Below are 15,897 nucleotides of genomic sequence, written 5' to 3'. Positions count from 1 at the left end.
GATGCGCCTACCCGTCGACATGCCCCACCGGAGCGTCGCCGTTCAGTTCGCAGTAGCTCGTCCACATCGCGTGACCCATCGCGCGCAGTCCCGCGGCGTTGTAGTGCCGGTCCTGTTCGCTGTTCGTACATCCCCGTTCGCCAGCGACGAAGGCGGTTCGGGGTTTGCGATTCGGGGTGTCAATGTGAATCGCGTTGATGACCGAATAGTCCTTGTGACTGAGTTCCATTTCCTCGGGCACCATTTGACCGATAATGAAGGGGAATTCGCTTCCGTACCGGTTCCGGAGATCGTCGATCACCGAATCGAGATAGCCGCGGTAATCGGATCCCGACGTCAGCGGCACATCGGATTCGCCCTGGTGCCAGAGTACTGCCGTGACTTTGCTGCGCGGATGCTGTGCCAGCGCGTCGTCGATGGCGCGGACGGCGTTCCGGTACAGGTTGACCCTGGTCCGCGTGTCGGCCGGATTCCAGGTGTACCCGTTCTTCGGCGTGAACGACGTGTCGCCGCGCGCGCCGGGCACCAGCAGGACGTGCCGGTTCGTCGCGTCGGCGAGTCGCTTCGCGAAGGTCAACCCGAACCCGACGCGCCCGAGGGGGATCTCGTGCAGGAGCGGTTCGGTGGCGAGCACCACGCGGCGCCGATCGGGCCCGCTCATGCCGTACTGATGCACCCTCGGATGCGGGCGGTCCAGACCCTCGGCGTCGAGTCCGAAGCCCATGCCGTACGCGTTCGACTGACCGAGCACGGGCACGATGAGGTAGCCCTCGGCCGGCGACTCGACCGGAGTCCCGCGCTTGACCAGGCGGCGCTTGACCGCGGATTTGGCCTCGAACGCCAGCAGTCGCCACAGCGCGACATCGCCATCGGGGTCCCTACGGGCACGCATTCGTCGCCTCCTTGCCCGCGAATCTGTCTGCCAGCCAAGTGAATTGACGTTCGATATCGATATCGCCATGGCCCTTCGCGGGTTGCATCTCGTAGTCGATGGTGCCACCCAGCCTGCACGCCCGCGCAATCGCGTCGGTCGTCCACTGCGAGTCGATGTACGTGTCATCAGCCCCGTAGATCACCGAGAGCGGCGCGGACAGCTTGCGGTGCGGAAGCGCCCACCGCTGCAGAACGTCCCGCACCCGGTCGGCTGCGGCGGGGGTGGCGGGGGCCAGATCGCCCTTCGTCAACAGCTTGACCGCCGAGGCGCGGTCGTGGACGTCCATACCCGAACAGGAGGACAGGATGTCCCAGTACTGCGCGGCGGCGCCCCTGCGGTAGTCGTCCCGATCGATGCCGGGGTGCAGCCGGGCCAGCGATTCGATGAGCGCCTGGAAACCGGGGATCTGATCCTCGGTGAGAGTGCCGGCACGCGCCTTGTCGATCAGCCCGGAGACGTCGGCCGCAGGCGAGTTGGCGACGGCCCCGACCAACGTCAACTCGGGTGCGTAGCCGCTCGCCTCCTCGTCCGCCGCCCACGCGGCTCCGCCGCCCTGCGAGCCGCCGAACGCCAGCCACCGGTTGGACACTCCCGTGAACGTGTGGCGCAGCGCTCGCACCGCGTCGATCATGTTGAGGCCCGCCGTTCTGGCGTCCATGTACGGGTGCACACCCGGCGCGCCGAGGCCCTCGTAGTCGGCGACTGCCACCGCATAGCCCTGCTTGACGAATGCCGAGACGGGCTCGGCCAACGTGAGCAGCGACGCCGACAGCGACGGAGCGCAGGCCTGGTCGATGCCGCTGGTTCCGTGGCCGAGCGCGATCACCGGCCAACCGCCGTCGGGCGGGGTGCCCTCGGGTGCGAACACCGCGCCCGACACCACCGTCTCGGCGCCGGTGTCGCCGTTGGTGGACCGGTACTCGACGCGGGCGGCCTGCATGTATCTGCCGTAGCCGGTCCGGGAGAAGTTCGGCATCGTCGAAGCGGTCACCAACGTGCCGGGGCCGTCGCCGCTCAGGTCGGCGGTCGCGATGGGTTGCGGCCGGGTCCCGTCGGACGCCTGCTCACCACCCAGCAGACTCCGGCCCGCGGGGAACGCCGCGATGACGGCGACGGCGACGAGCACCCCCGCCAGCCCGATCGCGATCCACTTCAGGCGCCGGCGTGTCAGGTCCACCGGTGTCGGTACCGCTTCGCCGCTTCCATGATCGGTTCCTCGACCAGGCGGTACGTCACGGCGGACACCACGAGCGTGACCGCGAGCACGACGACGGTGTTCTGCAGCATGCCGACGAGCGTGTCGCCCGCCATCAGGCCGAACCGCCCCAGGAACAACATCAGCGGGTAGTGCCAGAGGTACGCGGACAGCGACACCTTGCCGACGAAGCGAATGGGCCGGATGTCCAGCAGGCGCGCCAGCGGGGAGTCCTCACCGCGCGCCAGCGGGGCGACGATCACCATGATGCCCAGCGCACAGGCGGCGCCGAGCGCGCTGGTGCCGTACGGGCTCCTCAGTGCGATCAGCAGCGCGGTGAGCGCCAGCACGGGCAGCACCGACAGGGCGCTGATCATCCGGATGCGACGGCTCCAGGCCTCGCTCATCGTGCGCTGTTCCATCGCCACGAAGGCGACGGCCGCGAGCATGCCCACCGCGAAGTTGTCGGCGTTGGTGAGCAGCGTCCGCGAGTAGACGGCACCCCAGTTCGGTCCCCAGTCGAGCAGTCCGGGATCGGTGATGCCCATCTTGGCGTTGACGACCGGGATGAAGAGCCTGCCGATGAAGCCGAGCGCGACGAGAGCAAGCGACCCGACGATCGCGATCGTCAGCGGCTGCATCGCCGTGCGCTTGCGCAGCGCGAATAGGCCCACGCACAGGATCGGCAGCACCGCGTAGAAGGCGTACTCGAGCGTCAGCGACCAGGAGGTGTTGATGCCGGTCTGGAAGTAGGCCGGGATGTAGGACTGGGTCAGCGTCAGGTTGGCGATCAACTGTCCGGGGTCGGTGATCATCCCGACGCCCTCGTCCGTGCCGGGAGTCTGTAGCGCGGGGTTCTCGACGAACGCGGTCTGCAGGACGAAGTTCACCAGCAGGAAGATGACGATGTAGCCGGGCAGGATGCGGGCGATCCGGTGCAGCGCGAAGTTCTTGGTGCTGGGCAACGCGGCGTCGGTGCGCGGGGCAGTCAGATTGCGGATGTACGGCAGGAACAGCAGGAAGCCGCTGAGCACGTAGAAGAAGATCAGCGACATCCCGACGATGTTCGTCTTGTACGTTGCCGCGGTGTCCGGCGAGTAGTGCGCCGTGACGTGCATGACCGCGACCCCGAGGCACGACAGGCCACGGGCGCCGTCGAGCCCGATGATGCGGGCTCGAACACCGGTGGTGGGCGGTGCAGGCGCCACTGCGGTGCGCGCCTGCCGGGGGTCGCTCGTCATTCGCCCTCGTCTTCTGTTACCTCGCCGGTGACCGGCGCCGTGACCTCCGCAGGAGACACGAACGACGGACAACTGTCGGGGGCGGGCACGCCGGCAAAGCGGTCCGCCACCCAGGGCAGGGTGCTGCTGACGTCGATGTCGGCGTGACCCTTGTCGGCCTGCAGGTTGATGTCCACGACGTCGCCCATGTCACAGGCCCTCTGCAACGCTGCATCAGTCCACACGGGAGCTATGAGCGTGTCCTGACCACCATAGATTACCAACGCCGGTGCAGTCGTCTGCGTTCGTGGCAAAGTGGACGCCAGGAGCTGGTCGCGGATGGCGTTCGTGCTCTCGACATCCGCGGGCCTGAGGTCGTCGGGGCCCACCTCATCCAGTGCGTCCGACCTCTCCTGCGAGGTCGCGTACTCGCACTGCAGCATCAGGTCCCAGTCCTGCGTGACGACGCCCCGGCGGAACCGGTCGAGGTCGACGGTCGGGTCCTCCTCCGCCCACGTCGCGAGCAGCGCGATGTAGGCGGGCCGCTGCTCGGGGCTCAGCGTGCCCTCGGCGGCCAGATCGGCCAGCGGGCTCACGTCGAGCGGCGGCGAGAGGCTCACGGAGCCGACCAGATTCAGACCCGATCCGTACTGCCCGGCGAGTTCGTTGGCAGCCCAGGACGCCTGCGCGCCCTGCGACATGCCGAACGCGAGCCACCGGTCGGAGGTCTCCGGCACGATCTTGCGCACCGCCCGCACCGAGTCGATCAGGTTGTAGGCGGCGGTGGTGGCGTCGAGGTACGGATGGTAGTAGCCGTCCCTGCCGAGGCCCTGGAAGTCGGACATCGTGACGACGTAGCCGGCTTTGACGAAGTAGAGGATCGTCGACGAGAGGTTCATCAGCGTCGGCGAGAGCGACGGACCACACTCCGGACGAATCCCCGTGGTCGGATGACCGAACGCGATGATCGGCCAGCCGCCCTCCGGAGCTTTACCGGTCGGGGCGAATACGGTGCCGGTCACCTCTGTCGGCTCGTTGGTGACGCCGGACGTGGAGGCGTACGTGATGCGGGCCAGTTGCGACGTAACGGCCTTGAGCCGCCGATCGACCAGCGGCAGCGACGTGGCGTCGATGAGCGTGCCGGGACCCGCGCCGCCGAAATCACCCGGCAGCGCGACGCCGGCGTCCGGCGACGGCGTGGCGTTCGGGGCCGCACGGTCGCCGCAGCCGGCCAGCAGCAGCACGACCACCGCCACCAGCGCACTCGCCGCGGCTACGCGCCTCAAGTGACACCCACGCAGGGGTCGGCGAGCGCCTGGCCGTCGAAGCGCTGTTCCAGCCACCCGAGCGACAGTTGGGTGACCAGGTCGTTGCTCGTGTTCGCGTCGCCGACTCGGCGGTTCACCTCCACCGGGTTGCCCCGCTGGCACGCGGTGCGCGCGGCGTCCGCGATGGACTGCGCCGATACCGACGGATCTTCGGTGGCGTAGACGACGAGGACCGGTGCCGCAGGACCGGATGTGGCCAACGGCACTGCGGATGAGCCGATCTGGTCGCGGAACTGAGCGACTGCCGCGTCGCTGCGAGGCCGGATGTCGGCCGGACTCAGCGCGGCCGCGGCGTCGGCGAGCGACTTCACGTCCAGCGGTGCGCACTTACCCGTCACGTCGACCGACTCGCGGGCGAACGGGGTGGTGTACTCGCTGATGTCGAACTGCGGCGGCGCATTCGAAAGGCTCTGCAGCACCGACAGATACAGGTAGTACTGCTCACGCGGCAGCGTCTCGGCGGCCGCGGCTTCGGCCATGCCGGACATGTTCGCGTACGGCGACAGCGCCACCGCCCCGACCATCTGCGTACCCTCGCCGTACGTCGACGCGAGGTCGGCGGCGGCCCATGCCGCCAGTCCGCCCTCACCGATGCCGTACGCCGCCCAGCGATCGCTCGCGGTGGGCACGATGCGCCGGGCCGCGCGCACCGAGTCGATGAGGTTGTTGCCCAGCGTCGCGGCCTGCAGCGGCAGATGCTGAAGCCCGTCGACTCCCAGTCCCTCGTAGTCCGACATCGCGACGACGTAACCCTTGGAGGCGAACACCGACAGGATCGAGGCGTAGCCGCCCAGCTCCGCCGCCAGCGATGGTGCGCACTGCGGGATGATGCCGGTGAGGATGTGCCCGACCGCGAGCACGGGCCACCCGCCACGCGGAGGTGGGCCCGCTGGCACCACGACGACACCGGACACCTCGGTCGGCCGGCCGTCCAGACCCGACGTCGAACGGTAGGTCATCTTCACCGCCGCCGCGCTGATCTGGTCGAAGGACTCCATGAACTGCAGCGGCTGGGCGTCGACCAGGGTGCCGGGGCCGTCCCCCGACATATCGGCGGGCGGAAGCGCGGGCACCCCGTCGAACACCGGTTCCAGGGTGCGCGGTGGCCGATCCTGCTGCGCTTCGGTGACCTGATCGCCGGCGCACCCGGAGAGCAGCAGCAGCAAGCCCGCTAATGCAAGAGCCAGCGCACCGCGCAGTCCCGCATCAGCGGTTTTCGCCGTTGCCATGACTCGATTTCACCTTCGGCATGACCAGCTGGGGATTCTCGACCTCGGCGGTCGGCGCATCCGGCGTGCGGGCCGGCGGCGTGGACTCGGTACCGCGGTCCTTGCCGTGCCTGCGGCGCGCCGCCGAGCTGACCGGGTCGAATGTCGCCACCGTGCCGATCACGTGCACGTTGGAGGCCTTGAACGTGCGCAGTGCCCGACGCAGCGCCGAGGCCTTCGTCGTTCGGATCCGGGCCAGCAGGATCGCGCCGTCGCTGAGCACGGCGATGTTGGCACCGTCGCTGTATTCGCCGAGCGGCGGGGTGTCGACGATGACGTAGTCGAAGTTGCGCGACAGCTCGGCGAACACCGCGGCCGCTCGATCCTGCGCCCACAGCTGCCCCGGACGCGGCGGCACCGGGCCGGCGGGCAGCACGGACACGGCGTTCCCGTCGACCGTCACATCGCCGATCACGCCCTCGGCCAGCCTGTGCTCGCCGGACAGCACCGTGCTCAGGCCGCTGCGCTGGGCACGCGACTGCTGCGCGGAGTCGAGGGGCAGCACCGAGGCGACGTTGGGAGCGTAGAGGTCACCGTCGACGACGATGACCGACCGCCCGGCTTCGGCTAGCGCCAGAGCCAGGTCCACGGCGACGCTGGTCCGCCCCTCCTCCTTCGACGGGCTCGTGATCGCGATGACCTTCGGCGGGTTGCCGTCGGCGGAGGTCGCGAATCGCACGTTGTTCCTCAACTCGCGCAACCACTCGGCGTAGATGCCACCGCCCTCGAGATCGACGTAACCGGCGGACCGGCGGACGGAATCGATCGGCAGGGAGCCGAGCAGCAGCGAGTCGGACGCCTCCTCGATCGAGTCGCGGCCCCGCAGTCGCTTGTCGAGCACCCCGGCCAGAATCGCGAGCAGGAATCCGACGACCAGGCCGGCAACGGCACCGATGGTGGTCTTCATCACCCAACTCAGGCCAACCGGAGTGGTGGGGTAGTCGGCGTCGTCGACGACGACCGCTCCAGCGGCGGGTGACCCACCGCGCCGCGACGTCTCGAGCTCCGCGATGAGGTTCACCAGCTGATCGGACACCGCGCCGGCGTACGCCTGCGCCTGCGCCGGGTCGGTGTCCTCGACCGCGACGCGCAGCATCACGGTCTTCTCCTGCGGCACCGCGGTGATCTTGGCGCGCAGGTCGTCGGGCGAGATGGGCGCCTTGAGCTGATCGACCGCCCGCGCGGCGACCTGCTCACTGGTAGCCAGTGAGGCGTAGGAAATGACCCGCTCCTGCGAGAAAAGATTGTTCTGATACGCCTCAGCAACCGATGTCCCGTTTTGGGTAGCGACGAACAACGTGGCCGTCGACTGATATTGCGGAGTCGAGTAGTAACTGGCCCCGTAGCCTGCGGCTGCACCGATCAACGTTGCAACGACGATGATCGGCCAGTATCTACGCAGAATGCGCAGATATTCCACTACAGACAATGCTCGGTCCTCCTCGATAGCGACATCGCGAACTGTTCGTAGGGTAGCTCCCAACGGACGTCGCCGATAGTGCGGGGTTCGGGTTGCGGGGTTTGCCAGGAGCAACGTGCAGCGCCGTGGTGCATGGTCACCGACACAAAGGCATCCGACACGGTATGCGCTGCGTGCCGCTTGATCAATCGCACGTGCTGACCAATTCCTGACGTTCGTTCAGTGGTGCTGATAAAGATTGCCCATCACCACATCCGCGAGCCGGATCGACCGATGTTCGACACGCTGCAGCTAAGACCGCTCGAGTGTACCCGTGGAACCCAGGCAAACCATTCATGCGACGCGGAGAGTTTGCAGATCCGAAATGTGACCGCGACGACATCGGCTCACCGGCAACCCGCACTCAATGGGCACAGGCTGCGGCGTTCACCGCGCGGAATGCGAAATCGTCACGGTGACGATGAATTCCCTACGCCCGCACCCAGTGCGCGGTATGTCGACGACCACCTCACCGTTACGACACGCCGTCGAGATGTTAGGGCTTCAGCAAACTTCGGTTCAGACTGTCTGTCGGTCGTACCGCGCCCGGGTGACCGAACTGCCCGCCCGATCGATTGGACCATCACACCCCATGCGACGTCACCGTTTTCGATGGCTTGGGCGGGTGGCGACGCTGAGCGCCGCGACCGCGCTGATCTGCGCGGTCGCGATCAGTTCGGACTCCGCGTCGCGGAGCCCGCGCGAGGTCATCGCGATCTCCGCCGCCGCCATCGACACCTCGCCGACAACCGTCGCGATCGCGGACTCCGACACGTTCGGCATGTCGCAGGCCGACGTCGACACGACCATGAACGCGATACGGAACTCGAACGTCCGGGCCGTTCGGCTGTTCATTCCCTGGGCCGGAGTGGAAGCCCAGCAGGGCCGATACGACTGGACCGCGATCGACAAGACGGTCGATTCCGCCGCCGCGCGTGGCCTGGCGGTCGTCGGCATCGTGAACTCGACCCCGAGTTGGGCGGTGGCGCCGGGCGGACAACCGCTCAGCGGCCGCCCCGCCTCGGCTGCCGTCTACGCCGACTTCGTCGGTGCCGTCGCAACGCGCTACGCAGGCAAGATCTCGGCGCTCGAGATCTGGAACGAGCCCAACGCCGTCACCTTCTACTCGCCCAAGCCCGACGCCGCGGGATACGTCGACCTGTTGCGCGCGGCCTATCCGAAGATCAAGTCCATCGATCCGTCGATCACGGTGATCGGCGGCGTCCTCGGGTCGATCGTCGATTTCGGCGATCTCGCGATCAATCCGGTCACCTACACCCAGCAGATGTACGCCGCGGGCGCGAAGGGGTACTTCGACGCGTTCAGCTTCCATCCCTACCACTACTCGTTGAAGTTCTCCGACGGCGTGACGGTTGCCAACTCGCCGGTTCAGCAACTCATTCAGATACACCTGATCATGGTGGCCAACGGTGACGGCGCCAAGCGGATCTGGTCGACCGAGTACGGCCAGCCCGCGTCGGCCGGGGGCGAGGCGCAGCAGAACGCGTACCTCACCGACATGCTCACCAAGTGGCAGGAACTCCCCTACGTCGGTCCGATGTTCGTGTACACGACGCGCGACCGGAACACCGGTGGCGTGGGAGCCGAGGACACGCTCGGCATCTACCGCACCAATTGGACACCCAAACCGGTCCAGCAGGTGGTCGCCAGCGCGGCGGCGGGAGGACTGGCGAAAGCGCCCGAGTACGAACGGTTCTCCGCGGTGAGCGATCCGGCTCTGGGTACCGTGCTGAGCCCGGTCTACCGGGCCACCCCGAAGGTGTGGGCGCAGATCCGCACCGTCCGGACGATCTACGAGACCCCGACGGGATTCATCACGTCGCCGAACCCGGTCGCGGACAAGGCCAGGGCGTACGGGGCCGTTCCGAAAGGCGAGTTCGTCGACGGCTCACAGGAGTTCGACCACCAGTACGGGCTGCGCATCTGGTACTCGCCGCAGACCTGCGCACGCGCGGCGGGCGGCGGCATCGCCAACGCGTGGACGCCGGACCTCGGCCTCGCGGTGTCCGACGAGGTATCGGGCCCCGGCGGGTCGCGGATGAACTTCGAGCACGGCACCATCGACTGGTCGGCCGTAGCCGGCGCGCGCGTCACGCGTGTCGAGAATCCAGTGCCGGCTAACTGTCAGAACACGGGGGGTGGGACACCGGGAGGTGGGAACCCCGGTGGGGGCTATCCGGGTCCCGACCCAGGATTAGCGTCGCCACTTCTCGCCGTCCTCGAGCTTCTCGCCAATATTCTGAGTTTGCCCGGTAGGTTGCTCGCCCCGCAGTGACCGCGGCGTCGACGTCCAGAAGCATCCGTCGGCACTGCGCGACGAAGGCGTCGTCGTCGTCGAAGACCCCGAGGTCGAAGACGCGGTTCAGCGAGCCGACCGCGGCGGCGGTGCCCACGACGGGAAGCCCCATCCGGATGGCGTCGAGCAGTTTCACCCGCACCCCGCCGCCCGTGCGGATCGGCGCGATCATCGCGCGGCACGTCGTCAGGAAGGCCTCCAGGTCGTCGACGAATCCGAGGTCGCGCACCCCGTCGGGCAGTGCCACCTCCGCGGCGCCGGGCTTCTTGGCGCCGATGATGCACAGCTCCGCGCCGTCGATCCCGTCGGCGATCGCCGGCCACAGCCGAATCGCGTGCAGGAACGCCTCCTGATTCGGTGGCCAGTCGCGCGTTCCCATCAGCACCAGCCTGCGCGGCGTCGCCGCGATGTCGACCTGCGGAACCGGCGGTAGCCGAAGGTCCAGCCACCGGGCGTCGGCAACGCCCTGCGCCCGCAGCTCGGCCGCTTCGTCGGCGTCGAAGGTCGCGACGGCGTCGGCGCTGCGCGCCACCCGTAACTCGTCGCGCTTGAGCCGTGGCACCTCGAGCCGACCCAGCGCACCTCGGGTCGCCCGCCACACCAGCGCCTCGGGCACGTGCGTGTTGACCACCAGCCGTCGGTGACCGAAACGCGTACTGCGCAGGAACGACTCGGCCATGTAGCTGTGCTCGGCGACGTAGGTCTGCGCGTCGGTCGCGTCGATCGCCGAGACGAGTTCCGGACAGTCGAACCTGACGTGCACCAGGCTGCGGCGCGCGCGAACTGCGCCGAACAGCAGCTTCGCGGGGTTGATCTCCGGCTTGCGCACCCTGATCAGCGGGATGGTCGCGTCATCGAGTTCGAATGCGGCAGTGCCGGATTCGCGTGACAGGCACACTGCCGACACGTCGAAGTCGTGCGCGGCGAGGCCGACGATGAGCCGGAACATCGCGACGTCTCCACCGTGTTCGAGGACGGGATCCTTCGACAGCAGAAAGCACACCGTCGGCCGGGTCACTCCGTGGGCGCCTTCCGCTTGAAGAAGAAGATCGCGTACGTGAAGACCGCCAACAGTGCGGCGTCGGCGACCGTGGTCGCGACGGCGGCGCCGATCGCGCCCCAGCCGAGCCACACCAGCACTGCGAGGAACATGAACTTGAACGGGATCAGCCCGAGCGCGGCGACGAACCGCAAGCGGTCGCGGTGCTGCGCGTACAGGATCACCTGGAACACGGAGATGACGGTGCGGATGGCACCGAAGCCGGCCATGATCAGCATGACCCACCCGACGACGGGCGGGGCGGGTGACAGCAGGATTCCGAAGGCGACGAGCACGACGACGACGCCGACGATGAGGCCGAGGAGCACGACGGTGCGTATCTTCGGCCCCGCGGCGAGGTCGCCGCCGCTCTGCCGGAGCGGTTCGTGGTAGGTCATCACGAACGACTGGCCGACCGCGGCCAGTGCGCTCGTCAGCATCAGCGCGATGTTGTAGTAGCCGACGGTCTCGGTGCTCGTCAGCCAGCCGAGCAGCAGCACGTCGCCCTGCAGGTACAGCGTCGTGCCGAAGAGCATCTCCCCCTGCAGGATCAGCATGAGGCGCAGCGGTCCCGGCAGTCCGGGCCGGTGCCCGCGCACCACCAGGCCCGCGAGGACCACCATCACCAGGTACGGCGCGCAGTACAGCAGGCACGCTCCGAGCAGGGTGGGATTCGGTACGGCGAAGAGGTAGACGCACGCCATGCCCACGCCGACGAACTGGCGCCCGGCGCCCCACTTGTAGACGAGGTCGGGATGTCCGTCGCGGCCGTAGCGGCTGATGTAGCTGTTGAACGTCATCTCACCGCCGGCGACGACGAGTCCCAGGAAGCCGATGAACGTGAACGGGATGAGCGCGATGCCCGCGGCCATCAGCGTGATGCCGACGAGGTAGCGGCTGGCGCGCTCGCGATTGAACCGCTCCTCGGACTCCCGCATCGCCCGAACGCTCCACGGGTTGTCGAGTGTCGGCCCGAGGATGGTCGCGAACGCGAACGCCATCGCGTAGAGCCCGTAGTCGGAGATGCCCAGCTTGCCGATGAGCGCGAACGTCCACAGCAGGCCGACGCCGCGACCGCCGTACATCCAGGCGATCCCGATCAGGGTCTTGAACAGGTTCCGCTTCTGGTCGTCGGTCTTCTCCGCGTCCGGCAGGATCTCCTGCTCGGGAGCGGCGGCACCCAGCGGGTCGACACTCCTCCCCGTCGCTTCGCTCGCCTGGACGGGGTCGCGGGGCTCAGCCATCGAGGCCCAGCGTCTCCGTCCACGCCGCCGCGAACGCCTCCCCGGTGCGCGCCGCCGATCGCTGCTGCCGCGTGCGAGCGGAGTTGGCGCTCAGTTCGGCCATCCGCGCGTCGTCGTCGAGCAACCCCGTGATCGCCGACGCGAGGGCGTTCGTCACGGTGTCCGAATCGGCCGGGGCGCCAGCCTGATTCACGCGGGCCACCACAGCGCCTGCCGCCTCGTCGAGTTCGACGAGCGCCGCGTAGTCCGTGCAGATCTGCGGCGTGCAGTACGCGGTCGCGTGCGCCACGACACCCGACGCCGCGAAGCTGTCGGCGTAGAAGTGGCGCTTGCCGTAGGGGACGACGATGGCGCGCACCGACGCGAAGAAGGCGTCCTCGGCGGCGCCGTCGACGGGACCGAGGATCTCGACACCCGCGATCGCGGGGAGGTCCTCGGTACCACGGCCCGCGACTCGGATGCCGATGTCGGCGGGAAGCAGCGCGCGCAGCCTCTCGATCTGCTCGAAACCCTTGCCGCGGTAGACGTGCCCGAAGAATCCGACGGCCCTGGGTCGTTCGTGGGCGGGCGTGATGTCGGGTCGGTCGCGCACGACGTGCGGGATGTAGCGGGTGTGGGTCGACGGGTACACCCGCGCAATCGACTGCCTGCCCGTCTCGGTCAGGGCGAACAGCGTGCGGTCCCGGTACACCGCGCCCTCGAGCTTGCGGCTCAGCGGCCGGGCCGGGTAGTGGATGCCGTGGTTGAGCAGGCGCGACTTCGCGACGAACCGCGTCCGCGCGGGCATCCAGACGCCCTGCGGCGGGTCGTGCACGGTGCCGGTCACCGGTACGCCGCGCAGGCCTGCGGTGGCCCAGAACGGCGAGATGGCGGCGGTCGACAGTTCGGCGTGGACGAGCACCCGGCCGGCGGGCGCATCGGCGATCAGCTGCGCGACGGCGCGGCGGTGTCTGCGCGCGTCGGCGAGGGTGTCCTCCCCCGGTCCGCCCGTCCGCACCTGAGCGACGTCGCCGAAGTAGGGGCGCACCGCGGTGACGATGTCCTCGGCGTAGTCGCCCACCGCGGAGTGCCCGAGCATCGGACCCACGAACACCAATCGGTAGTCCTGGAGAGTCGCACCCATCAGCAGAACAGCGGGCGGTAGCCGCCCCTGTACTTGAGTGCGTCCGGATTGCGCTTGCCGATCACCTTGGCAGGCACCCCGCCGACGATGGTGCACTCGTCGATGTCCTTGTTCACCACCGCCTGCGCGGCGACCACCGCGCCGCGCTGGATGTGGGACGGCAACACCATGGCGCGGCTGGCGATCCAGACGTAGTCCTCGATGACCGTCGGATCGGGCACCGGAAGGAAGTCGGGATGGTTGACGTCGTGTCCGCCGCCGATGATCTGGACGTCGCTGGCGATGGTCACGTCGTTGCCGATGTAGAGACCGGCGCGCGCATCGAGCAGGCACCGCGAGCCGATCGACGTGTTGTCCCCGACGGTGAGGAACTCGATGTCGAGGATGGACGTGCCCAGCATGATGCAGGAGTTCTTGCCGATCGTGACACCGAAGAGCTTCAGGTAGCCCTGCCGGATGAAGTGGAACGGGATGTGGGTGATGACCAGGTTCCAGAGGACCTGCCCGATCCTGTTGCGCAGCTTGCGCTTCAGGCCCATGCTCTGCATGCGGTAGTTGGCCACCCTGCCGTCCGGAAGCAGGTCGTACGACGGTTCCGGCGGCAGCTTGAGCCCCGGCGCCGCGGCGACCTTCTTGGCTACTTTCACTGGATCCGCTTTCGCGGGTTCGAGGCTCACCGTCTCGCTCCTACATCTATCCAATTCAGGGGAATTCGTCGCGCTCATGAGGGCCCGATCGCTCGGTGAGCGTACTCTCACCGTCTCGCGGCGATGGGCTGCGCCGCGAGTTCGTCGACCGCGGTGTGGAGCTTCTCCGCGAAGGACTGCTGGCTGAACTGCTCGACGTGGCCGCGCACTTTGTCCCGGTCGAACTTCATCGACTCGAAGCGGTCCAGCGCGGCGGCGATAGAACGCGGCGTCGGCTCGTCGAAGTACAGCCCGCTGACGTCCTCGTGAATGGTGTCGAGGAAGCCGCCGAAGCGCAGGGCGATCGCGGGCTTGCCCCAGGCCCCCGCCTCCAGCGGCGTGAGGCCGTAGTCCTCGTAACTGGCCGCGATGATCGCCCGGCAGTTCCGATACAGCCACGCGAGGGCGCCGTCGGACAGATGCGACAGCATCACCACGTTGTCGGTCTTGAGCTGCCGGAGATGATCCGCCTGAGGGCCGTGGCCGACCACCACGAGCTTTCTGTCGGTGCCCGCGAACGCCCGCACGATGGCGTCGACGTTCTTGTAAGGCAGCAGCCTCGAGACGACGAGGTAGAACGCGTCGTCGGGTCCGGCGCCGCGCAGCCAGTCGGACACCTCGGCGATGGGCTCCACGTCCTCGGCGGGCGGTCGGGAGACCGGTGGGAAGACGATGCTGGCGTCGATGCCGTATGCGTCGGCGATGCGTCCCCTGATCTCCGTCGAGTTCGCCAGATAGCGGTCGCTCGACCGCGCCGCGTTACGGTCCCACGCTTTCAAATACGACGACGCGGCGCGGAGACCGAATCGCGCGAGTGCGTTGCCGTCGTCGCCGAGATACGTCCGGGGTTGGTAAAGCCAGCGCGCAGGGGAATGGCAGTAGACGAGTTTGCGGCCATTCGTTCGGAAGCCGTGGGCCCATCCGCTGCTGCTGCTCAAAACGACGTCCGCGTCAATGAAAATCGACTGTGCGACCAGTGGAAGCACGGGCAGCGCGGCCCGGTGGTTTTTCCGAAAGGGCTTGATTCTGTTGAACAACGGGACTCGTACATCGAGATCCCTGAATTCGGGAAACGTCGCGTCCGGGTCGTACAGCATTGTGTAAATCGGGGCGTCAGGAAAAGCCCTGCTCATATTGAGCACGGTCTTCTCGGCGCCACCGAGTTGAGTGAGGTAATCGTGCGCTATCGCCACTCTCGGAGCTGCCGAGGCCCTGATTTGCTGTGCAGGCTGCACGGTCAATGTCCTCTACATGTGGGGGAGCATGCGGCGACGTGACGACACCACATCGCACGGCACACTGTACACGCGCAAACAGTGCCGCGCCCGCCGGTTGCGCCCCGCGTGGCAAACAAAACGGCAACGATTTCGCGTCAGAAGAACGGGACGCGGTACTTCCCGCTGTACTTGAGCGCGTCGGGATTGCGCTGGCCAACCACCTTCGCGGGTACCCCACCGACGATGGCGAACGGGGGCACCTCCTTGTTCACGACCGCGTGCACCGCCACCACGGCACCGCGTCCGATCAGGCACGGGAGGATCGTGACACGACTACCGACCCACACGTGGTCGTCGATGACCACGGGGTCGGGCGGGTTGGGTGCCGGAACGAAGTTCGGATGGTTGAAGTCGTGGCCGCCCGCGATGATGTGGGTGTCGCTCGCGATCACCGTGTCGTCGCCGATCGCAATCCCCGCCCTGGCGTCGAGCAAACACCGAAATCCGATCGCAACGCGTTCGCCGATGACGATGTAGGGAATCGACCAGACGCTGGTTCCGCGATTGATCGCCGACCCCTTGCCTATCGTCGCACCGAACATTCTCAGGTAGCCGAGTCGGATGAAATGGAAGGGTATGTGGGTCACGATCGAGTTGTAGAACAGCGCGGCGTACACGTGCAGGATGCGTTGGAATAGCGACTCACCCGCGAGTTTGTAATCGAGAATGTTGCCGTCGTCGTCGGTTACCCACTCCATGCGCGGGGGGATTCGCACATTGGGGTTGACGGCGATCTTGCGAGCGATGACTTCCGGATCCGACGCCTGCGGTTCGACGAACATGAGTTTGCTCCTGTCACGAATTCGC

General features: G+C 67.6%; 12 protein-coding genes and 1 pseudogene. 1 reads left to right on the top strand and 12 read right to left on the bottom strand.

Going from position 1 to position 15,897, the window contains the following annotated elements; genetic code table 11:
* Positions 1-7 precede the first annotated feature (7 nt).
* Genes NM203_RS16565 through NM203_RS16540 form a run of 6 tightly spaced genes read right to left on the bottom strand, consistent with a single transcriptional unit; the run spans position 8 to position 7,365 of the window.
* On the bottom strand, positions 8-892 hold the full coding sequence (locus tag NM203_RS16565) for a sialate O-acetylesterase (protein WP_255061102.1): 885 nt from the start codon (positions 890-892) through the stop codon (positions 8-10).
* A complete protein-coding gene (locus tag NM203_RS16560) occupies positions 879-2,111 on the bottom strand; it encodes an alpha/beta hydrolase (RefSeq protein WP_255061101.1) in 1,233 nt (410 codons plus the stop codon). Before NM203_RS16560 ends, NM203_RS16565 begins: the two co-directional genes overlap by 14 nt.
* On the bottom strand, positions 2,102-3,370 hold the full coding sequence (locus tag NM203_RS16555) for an acyltransferase family protein (RefSeq protein WP_255061100.1): 1,269 nt from the start codon (positions 3,368-3,370) through the stop codon (positions 2,102-2,104). Before NM203_RS16555 ends, NM203_RS16560 begins: the two co-directional genes overlap by 10 nt.
* Positions 3,367-4,635: a lipase family protein gene (locus NM203_RS16550; RefSeq protein ID WP_255061098.1), complete on the bottom strand. Its 1,269-nt coding sequence runs from the start codon at positions 4,633-4,635 to the stop codon at positions 3,367-3,369. Before NM203_RS16550 ends, NM203_RS16555 begins: the two co-directional genes overlap by 4 nt.
* On the bottom strand, positions 4,632-5,906 hold the full coding sequence (locus tag NM203_RS16545; RefSeq protein WP_255061097.1) for a lipase family protein: 1,275 nt from the start codon (positions 5,904-5,906) through the stop codon (positions 4,632-4,634). The genes NM203_RS16550 and NM203_RS16545 overlap by 4 nt, the downstream gene beginning before the upstream one ends.
* Positions 5,884-7,365 carry a tyrosine-protein kinase domain-containing protein gene (locus NM203_RS16540; RefSeq protein WP_255061246.1) on the bottom strand — a complete coding sequence of 494 codons (1,482 nt, stop codon included), beginning with the start codon at positions 7,363-7,365 and terminating at the stop codon, positions 5,884-5,886. The genes NM203_RS16545 and NM203_RS16540 overlap by 23 nt, the downstream gene beginning before the upstream one ends.
* Positions 7,366-7,771: 406 nt before the next feature.
* Between NM203_RS16540 and NM203_RS16535 the strand changes: the two are divergent.
* Positions 7,772-8,878 (top strand): annotated as a pseudogene (locus NM203_RS16535) (cellulase family glycosylhydrolase); the annotation flags it as partial.
* A 664-nt stretch (positions 8,879-9,542) separates the two neighbouring features.
* Here the strand turns inward: NM203_RS16535 and NM203_RS16530 are convergent.
* The 6 genes from NM203_RS16530 to NM203_RS16505 all read right to left on the bottom strand — a co-directional run bounded on the left by NM203_RS16530 (position 9,543) and on the right by NM203_RS16505 (position 15,872).
* Positions 9,543-10,739, bottom strand: coding sequence for a glycosyltransferase (locus NM203_RS16530; protein ID WP_255061096.1), 1,197 nt, complete (start codon positions 10,737-10,739; stop codon positions 9,543-9,545).
* Complete coding sequence (locus NM203_RS16525; protein ID WP_255061095.1) at positions 10,736-12,004, bottom strand: lipopolysaccharide biosynthesis protein; 1,269 nt, start codon at positions 12,002-12,004, stop codon at positions 10,736-10,738. Before NM203_RS16525 ends, NM203_RS16530 begins: the two co-directional genes overlap by 4 nt.
* The gene (locus NM203_RS16520) at positions 11,997-13,127 is read right to left on the bottom strand and encodes a glycosyltransferase family protein (protein ID WP_255061094.1); all 1,131 of its coding nucleotides are present in this window, start codon (positions 13,125-13,127) and stop codon (positions 11,997-11,999) included. Before NM203_RS16520 ends, NM203_RS16525 begins: the two co-directional genes overlap by 8 nt.
* Positions 13,127-13,804 carry an acyltransferase gene (locus tag NM203_RS16515; protein ID WP_255061093.1) on the bottom strand — a complete coding sequence of 226 codons (678 nt, stop codon included), beginning with the start codon at positions 13,802-13,804 and terminating at the stop codon, positions 13,127-13,129. The genes NM203_RS16520 and NM203_RS16515 overlap by 1 nt, the downstream gene beginning before the upstream one ends.
* Before the next feature lie 77 nt (positions 13,805-13,881).
* On the bottom strand, positions 13,882-15,006 hold the full coding sequence (locus NM203_RS16510; protein ID WP_308212835.1) for a glycosyltransferase: 1,125 nt from the start codon (positions 15,004-15,006) through the stop codon (positions 13,882-13,884).
* A 179-nt stretch (positions 15,007-15,185) separates the two neighbouring features.
* Positions 15,186-15,872 carry an acyltransferase gene (locus tag NM203_RS16505; protein WP_255061092.1) on the bottom strand — a complete coding sequence of 229 codons (687 nt, stop codon included), beginning with the start codon at positions 15,870-15,872 and terminating at the stop codon, positions 15,186-15,188.
* Between the last annotated feature and the right edge of the window lie 25 nt (positions 15,873-15,897).

It is taken from the genome of Mycolicibacterium arenosum (genome assembly GCF_024320865.1).
Lineage (GTDB): Bacteria > Actinomycetota > Actinomycetes > Mycobacteriales > Mycobacteriaceae > Mycobacterium > Mycobacterium arenosum.
This window is presented reverse-complemented; position numbering and strand designations above follow the sequence as displayed.